8 protein-coding genes and 1 pseudogene are annotated in these 7,499 nt (G+C 37.2%); 3 read left to right on the top strand and 6 right to left on the bottom strand.

What is annotated here, in order from left to right; genetic code table 11:
- Positions 1 to 83: 83 nt before the first annotated feature.
- The 3 genes and pseudogenes from AB3I72_RS12380 to AB3I72_RS12370 all read right to left on the bottom strand — a co-directional run bounded on the left by AB3I72_RS12380 (position 84) and on the right by AB3I72_RS12370 (position 1,120).
- Positions 84 to 332, bottom strand: a pseudogene (locus tag AB3I72_RS12380) (hypothetical protein).
- Positions 316 to 687, bottom strand: a complete 372-nt coding sequence (locus AB3I72_RS12375; protein ID WP_002385270.1) for a hypothetical protein — start codon at positions 685 to 687, stop codon at positions 316 to 318. Before AB3I72_RS12375 ends, AB3I72_RS12380 begins: the two are co-directional and overlap by 17 nt.
- A 64-nt stretch (positions 688 to 751) precedes the next feature.
- On the bottom strand, positions 752 to 1,120 hold the full coding sequence (locus AB3I72_RS12370) for a CvfD/Ygs/GSP13 family RNA-binding post-transcriptional regulator (protein ID WP_002365178.1): 369 nt from the start codon (positions 1,118 to 1,120) through the stop codon (positions 752 to 754).
- 183 nt (positions 1,121 to 1,303) lie between these two features.
- Here AB3I72_RS12370 and AB3I72_RS12365 point away from each other — a divergent pair, with 183 nt between their 5' ends.
- Entirely contained in the window at positions 1,304 to 2,470 is a 1,167-nt protein-coding gene (locus tag AB3I72_RS12365) for a MalY/PatB family protein (RefSeq protein ID WP_061101400.1), read from the top strand.
- Positions 2,471 to 2,503: 33 nt separating this feature from the next.
- Here the strand turns inward: AB3I72_RS12365 and AB3I72_RS12360 are convergent, their stop codons facing one another.
- Entirely contained in the window at positions 2,504 to 2,710 is a 207-nt protein-coding gene (locus tag AB3I72_RS12360) for a DUF3955 domain-containing protein (protein WP_002355151.1), read from the bottom strand.
- Between the two features lie 164 nt (positions 2,711 to 2,874).
- Entirely contained in the window at positions 2,875 to 3,465 is a 591-nt protein-coding gene (locus tag AB3I72_RS12355) for a peptidylprolyl isomerase (protein WP_002361120.1), read from the bottom strand.
- A gap of 204 nt (positions 3,466 to 3,669) precedes the next feature.
- Between AB3I72_RS12355 and AB3I72_RS12350 the strand changes: the two genes are divergently transcribed.
- Complete coding sequence (locus AB3I72_RS12350) at positions 3,670 to 4,680, top strand: NAD(P)/FAD-dependent oxidoreductase (RefSeq protein WP_010816750.1); 1,011 nt, start codon at positions 3,670 to 3,672, stop codon at positions 4,678 to 4,680.
- Between the two features lie 148 nt (positions 4,681 to 4,828).
- Entirely contained in the window at positions 4,829 to 5,791 is a 963-nt protein-coding gene (locus AB3I72_RS12345) for a phosphoglycerate dehydrogenase (protein WP_010715421.1), read from the top strand.
- Between the two features lie 64 nt (positions 5,792 to 5,855).
- Here the strand turns inward: AB3I72_RS12345 and AB3I72_RS12340 are convergent, their stop codons facing one another.
- Complete coding sequence (locus AB3I72_RS12340) at positions 5,856 to 7,409, bottom strand: bifunctional UDP-sugar hydrolase/5'-nucleotidase (protein ID WP_002380858.1); 1,554 nt, start codon at positions 7,407 to 7,409, stop codon at positions 5,856 to 5,858.
- Positions 7,410 to 7,499: the final 90 nt, after the last annotated feature.

Below are 7,499 nucleotides of genomic sequence, written 5' to 3'. Positions count from 1 at the left end.
TATTTAATTATTGATTTCTGAATCGCTCAGCTGTGTGACTCGCCTTGCGACATGTAATAATATATCAAGATTTTTATGTTTGGTCAACACTTTTTTTCAAAAAAATTAAAAGAAGTTTTCAATCTGTTTTCATTCTTTTCAATTATTTCGTTTTTAAACTTTTTAAATCCTAATTGTCTATCAAAACAGTTTAATTCCTTGCTAAAAATCGAACAATTTGAATCATATATTTGAAATAGTTCGATTAACTTTTTTACGTACAACTAAAAAAAAGAAAGAATCTGTTCGATTATCGACAGATTCTTTCTTTTTTGTTTAAAACATTGGGACACCTTCAATATGATATTTCGACCAAATCGTTTTTAATTCTGCAGGTGCTACCCATGTATAGTCTTTATCCATTTCATTTTTAAGTGCTTGTTCATCCATCTCGAAGACAAACAGCGGAACATTTTCTTTATTGATATGCGCGTTAGTTAATTCTACTAAGCTAATTGAAGTAACGTCCAATTGAACCTCTTCTTTGAACCATTGTAGCATACTAGCTAAACCCGTCATCTCATCAGAAACTTTTGCCATCGCAAACTCAATCGCTTCACCTATTGGATGCATCAAAAATTTTTTACTACCATCGTTTAAGTTCAGTATGATTGTTCCAGCGACTTTTTTGTTAGACACGACATCCACCTCAATTAATTTTTAGATTCACTAACAAAAGAAATTGTAACACACTTTCTGAAAAAATACAGAATTATTTTTCAAGCAACTTATCCATTGCTTCATCAATCCATTCTGGAAGTTCTTTATCTAAGGTTGCAAAGCCAATTTTTTTATTCTTATCCGTAAAATATTTTTTGCGTCGATGGTTCACTGAATGAACTTTGTCTTCAAGGGTCCGTAAAGATAAGCTAATCTTTTGAGAATATTCATCAACATCAATAACTTGAACGGTTACTTTTTGTCCAACGGTTAAGAGTCCATGGATATTTTTGGTAAAGCCAGCTTGTACTTCCGAAACATGAATCAGTCCCTGTGTTTCTTCGTCTAAAGAAACAAATGCGCCATATGGTTGAAGTCCGGTAATTGTGCCAGAAAGTACCATACCAATTTTGTACTTCATCAAATTTCCTCTTTTCATACGATAAATTTCTTTTTCCGTTTCTACTCATTTAAAATAATAGCATTTTTTCAACGTTTGTGCATTATTTCTTCCCTAGTTGTTAAAACTATTGTTTCATCTTTTAAGCAAAATCTACTATACTATAGGAAGTAAGACTTTATATAGAAGAAAAGGAGTTATCTTATGTTTAATTTTAATGAAACCATTGATCGTCGCCACACGAATTGTGTTAAATGGGACACCGTTGAAACGAGTTACCACGAAAAAGATTTACTACCTTTATGGGTTGCTGATATGGATTTCAAAGTGCATCAGCCTATTCTTGATGCTTTGTCACAAGTTATTGAACAGGGTATTCTAGGATATGCAGTGGCACCTAATGAACTGTATCAAGCAATTCAAGATTGGCAACAGCAACACCATCAATTGATTGTTGAAAAAGAAGAAATTTTGTTTAATAGTGGCGTGGTACCCAGTTTGGCCACAGCCGTTCAAGCGTATACAGCACCTGCGGATTCTGTCATGATTTGTGGTCCAGTCTACCCCCCTTTTGCAGATGTGGTAAAACAAAATGAGCGTAGACTTGTGCGCCATTCTTTGCTAGAAGTTAACGGACATTATGAGGTTGATTTGGTTAAAATGGAACAACAGATAATCGAAGAAAAGGTGAAGCTGTTACTTTTTTGTAATCCCCATAATCCTGGTGGACGTGTTTGGACAAAAGAAGAATTGCTAGCAATTGGCCGTTTATGCCAAAAACACCAAGTAACTGTGGTTAGCGATGAAATTCATCAGGATTTGATTTTCAAACCGCATACCTTCACTTCCTTCACCGTTGCTGATGAAGCATTTAAGGAATTCACTGTTACCTTAACAGCGGCAACGAAAACCTTTAATTTAGCGGGGATTAAAAATTCAATGCTGTTCATTCCTAATGAAAAACTACGGCAATCTTTCGTATCTTTACAAGACAAAAATCATCAAGGCGGTATCAATACTTTTGGCTACGTGGGAACGGCAGCTGCCTATCAAACAGGGGAAGAATGGCTAACGGCGTTACTTGATTATTTAAAAGAAAATATTGATTTTGCCCTTTCCTTTTTCCGTGAAGAGCTGCCTAGCGTTCGTGTAATGGAGCCTGAAGGAACCTATCTTTTATGGTTAGACTTTAGTTCTTATTCGCTAACGGATCGGGAACTTCGCGATACCTTAATTCATAAGGGGAAAGTGGTTCTAAATCCAGGAATTAGTTTTGGTCCCCAAGGTTCTCAACACATGCGTTTAAACTTAGCTTGTTCAAGAGAAACTCTCGAAGAAGGCCTTTTACGTATCAAAAAAGCCTTTAATTAAAAACAGCTGTCCTAGTTTTTAGGACAGCTGTTTTTAATTCTTTCTTTTGCGTTTAGCTAAATAAACTCTGACGAACCAGATACCTGAAAATAGAAGTAAAATTTCTCCAATTATTATTGTATAAAATCCTGGTTCATGAACGATTCCTTGCTGATCTACATACGTAAAAAACGTTCCTATAAATGGGAGTATTACTGCAAACAAAGCCAAGGCCATTGGATATCTGTATTTTTCTAACAAATTCGCTTCCTCTCCTTCTATTCTTTCACTCAGTATCCTATAAAGACTTCATTAAAAGAAGCGATTTGGATGCTTTTAAAAAAAAGTTAGTCGTTTTAAGAAAAAAATAAAGAGTACCAACGAATTTGTCCCTCGTTGATACTCTCTTTTTCAATTGGTTAAACTTATTCACCAATGATTTCAACTGTGTCCATCACGACGTCAAATGTTGGACGGTCTTGGGCATCCCGTTGGACTCCACCAATTTCATCCACTACATCCATACCATCAACCACATGACCAAAAACAGTATGACGGAAGTCTAACCAAGGTGTTCCGCCTTGTTTGTAGGCTTCAATAATTTCTTCTGGAAAACCAGCATCTTCTAACTGACTCATCATTTGAGCTGGAACATTTTGATTAGTAACAACAAAGAATTGGCTACCATTTGTGTTAGGACCAGCATTTGCCATTGATAATGCGCCACGCAAATTGAAAACATCCCGAGAAAATTCATCCTCAAATGCTTCTCCATAAATACTTTCGCCGCCCATTCCTGTTCCGGTTGGGTCACCGCCTTGAATCATAAAATCAGGAATCACACGATGGAAAATAACGCCATCATAGTAGCCCTTTTTCGCTAATTCAACAAAATTTTCAACCGTTTTAGGCGCTTGTTCTGGGAATAATTGAACAGTGATGTCGCCTCGGTTTGTTTTAATGACCGCTTTTGGGCCTTTAGCATTTTCTAAATCTAATTGTGGAAATTGTGACATGAGAATGTCCTCCTAGATAATTATTTTATAGTTCCATCATATCGAAAAATGCTGAAAATTGCTATGATCTTTTTCCAATGATTAAAGAATGCTTTGATTCGTTAGCCAAACTTGCTTTTTTCGAAAAGCCGTGCTATTTTGTGAAGTGTTCGCAAAACGATCAATAGTTGTCTCAACCCTAAATGAATTAGGAGGAATTTTCAAATGTCTGATGAAAAAGATATTTATGATTTAACGATTATCGGCGGAGGTCCTGTTGGATTATTTGCCGCTTTTTATGCGGGAATTCGTAAAGCGAAAACGAAAATCATTGATAGCCTGCCACAATTAGGTGGTCAGCTAACAATGCTGTATCCCGAAAAATATATTTATGATATTCCTGGATTCCCTGCTATTAAAGCCGGTGAGTTAATTGCCAATTTGGAAAAACAGATGCAGCCATTTCAGCACGATGTTTGTTTGGAAGAAGAGGTCACACACCTTGCACAGGAAGCAGATGGACTTCTGCGCTTAGACACAACTAAAGGCACACATTATTCTAAAACGGTTATCTTTGCGATTGGTAACGGCGCTTTCCAACCTCGACGTTTAGCTATCGAAAATGTTGAAGCCTTTGAAGGTGAGTCAATCCATTATTATGTGACTGACATGAAAAAATTCGCTGGCAAAAAAGTTGCGATTGCTGGTGGCGGCGATTCCGCAATTGATTGGGCTTTAATGCTGGAAAACGTCGCAGAAGAAGTATCTATTATCCATCGTCGCCCACAATTTCGTGGCCACGAACATAGCGTGGAACAACTGGAAAAATCTAGCGTTTCTATCAGAACCCCTTATATCATTAGTGATATTTTAAAGGAAAACGAAACGTTCACAGGCATCCAATTAATGGAGACAAAAGGTGACCAAACATTGGACCTCCCTCTGGATGATTTAATTATCAATTATGGCTTTACTTCTTCTTTAACACACCTCAAAGAATGGGGATTAGACGTTTCTAGAAATGCTATTAATGTTCATTCCGATATGTCAACTAACATTCCTGGTGTATACGCTGTAGGAGATATCTGTTCCTATGAGGGAAAAGTGAAATTAATCGCTACAGGCTTTGGTGAGGCACCTACTGCCGTAAATAATGCTTTACATTACTTACGGCCCGATGCTCGACGTCAACCAGTTCATAGTACAAGTTTATTTGAAAACGGCGTACCTAAATAAGGTTAGCACTGGACTTTAGCAGTTTTTAAGCCAAGGACAAAAATCTAAATCGGATTTTTGTCCTTGGCTTTCTGCTTTACTGAAAAGCCTTTCTTTTTCTCTTTTAAATTTATTTTTGATACAATAAAAAGTGCTAGGAGGAAGAAAGATGAACCAACCAATTATTTATTTAAATGAAGTATTCAACGAAGAACAACTGGAACAAGTGAAAGCTGTGGCACCCAATTATCTAGTTAAAACATCTACCGATTATTTATCCTCTGCTGAAGAAGAGGCCATCGAAATTATGTTAGGCTGGCATAAAGAAATTGGTCCGCGTTTATTAGCCTCTGATACTAGTCACCTAAAATGGATTCAGCTCATTTCTGCTGGTGCTGATTATATGGATTTTGATAAATTAAGAGAAAAAGGCATTCTGTTGTCTAATGGTAGTGGAATTCATAGTGTTTCTATCTCAGAACATGTTTTAGGCGTTTTATTAGCACATACCCGCGGACTGCAAGAAAGTATCCAACAACAAATGCAACACACATGGAATCAAACAGCCCCTTCCTATCAACAACTTTCTGGGCAAAAAATGTTAATCGTAGGCACTGGGCAAATCGGACAACAATTAGCTAAATTTGCTAAAGGTTTAAATCTTCAAGTTTATGGCGTGAATACCTCTGGACATGTGACGGAAGGCTTCATTGAATGCTATTCACAGAAGAATATGAGTAAAATTATCCATGAAATGTCCATTGTTGTGAACATTCTTCCTTTGACTGAAACAACAAAACATTTATACAATCAGGCACTTTTTGAAAAAATGGCTCCTGAAACAATTTTCGTAAATGTTGGTCGCGGTGCCTCAGTAGCAACGAACGATTTGATAACTGCCTTAAACAATAAAACCATTGCTTTTGCTGCCTTAGATGTCTTTGAAGAAGAACCTCTTCCCGAAGATAGCCCTTTATGGGAGATGCAGAATGTTTTATTAACACCTCATATTTCTGGCATGACACCGAAGTTCAAATCAAAATTACTGGCGATTTTTATTCCAAACTTAAATCAATTTGTGACGGATCAGACCCTCGTCAAAAACCAAGTTTCCTTAAAAAAAGGCTATTAACTCAAAAAAGGCCTTCAACCATCTTTCAAGTAATTGCATGGTTGAAGGTTTTTTTTGCTATTTTTTACCAGATAACCTTGAAGTTATCATTTGTCGACGCTTGAATGATTGGATGTTTTTTTAAATATTCTGCAATCAGTTCCGTCATATCAATTTGGATTTCTCGAATAATTTTTTCAGGTTGGAACATTTGATAGTTTCCGCCACCGACTGCACGGTATTGATTTGTCACGATTTCCAAAACATCTTCTGCTTGCACTGCTTTACCATGATAATTAAGTTTCGTCACTCTTTCACCAAACGGTTGTCTTAAATCAAGCGTATACTCAATGCCTTCATACATATCATAATTATAGTATTGTGGTTTTGGATCGACATATTTCGGGTTAAAAATTGGTTGGCCTTTTTCTAACACAAAATAAGTAGCGCTTTGTTCTAACGCTTCACGGAGGTCTTGTCCAGTGACACGCAATACAGCCAAGGTATTTGGATAAATGTAGTTGGTAATGATATCGCGCATCGTAATTTGGTTATTAAACCCTTTGCCTTCATTGTTAAAAAGTGCAGTCCCTGAAATATCCGTTCCGCTTGAAGCCATTTGGACGTTATTAATAAATTCTATATATGGATGTTCTTTGAGGCGTACGGCATTCGGATTTTGAATCGTCATATCCCCTTCCACATTTCCCACCGGTTGGTCAAGCCACTCTTCTACCTCGTCATGTAACGCTGTTGTCAAAGCTAAAATTTCTGCATCTGGTTGTTCGTTCCCAACAGGATGAATAGCTGCATCACTTCCGATAACGCGATAGCCTTTAGCCATAGGTTCAATTTCTAAAGTAATTTCTCCAACAAAAGCTCCTCGAAAACCTGGTTGAATCACAGGTATTCCATTCAGTTTTGTAGCAATTTCTCGATGTTGGTGACCAGTGACTAAGGCATCAATCCCAGGAACTTTTTCCAATAAATCGTAGCCTTCATTTTCTCCTGTTAGTAATTCCGTGGGTTCCCCTGTTTCTAAATCTTTTTCAAAACCGCCATGGTAAGCGACAACAACTAGGTCTGCTTCTTCCCGCAGTTTTGGCACGTATTCCGCCGCTGTTTCAACGACACTTTTAAACGTTAAATCTTTGACTGTTGCCGGCTGTTCCCAATGAGGAATATATTGGGTCGTCACGCCAAGAATGGCTACTTTAACCCCTTGTTTTTCTATGATGACATACGGCTGACCGAAATAAGGTTGTCCATCTTTACCAAGGATATTGGCAGCTAAAACTGGCTGTTGATAACTGGCAATCGTTTCCTTTAAATAATCTAAACCGTAATTAAATTCATGGTTGCCTAAAATGCTAACATCATAATTCATTTGATTAATGATTTTAGTGATGGCTTCCACTGAATGTGTTTCTGCTTTTCTTACGTAGTAACTAAGCGGCGAACCTTGAATAAAATCCCCATTTTCAATTTGAAAAACTGGTCCTTTGGCAGACGCACGTAACTTTTTCAGCATGGTTGCTGCTTTTGCGGTTCCAAAAGGCAAATCCATCTTTTTTTCACTATAACTTGTTGGCATAATATACCCATGCATATCACTTGTTGCTAAAATTTTTATTTGCATTTTGTTTCTCTCCTTCTTCCGCCCAAAAGAACAGGAAGGTTAGAACACGAGCCATAACGACTCAGATCCCAACCTCCCACGTCTGTTTAT

This window comes from Enterococcus sp. GC34, from assembly GCF_040886645.1.
Lineage (GTDB): Bacteria > Bacillota > Bacilli > Lactobacillales > Enterococcaceae > Enterococcus > Enterococcus faecalis.
This window is presented reverse-complemented; position numbering and strand designations above follow the sequence as displayed.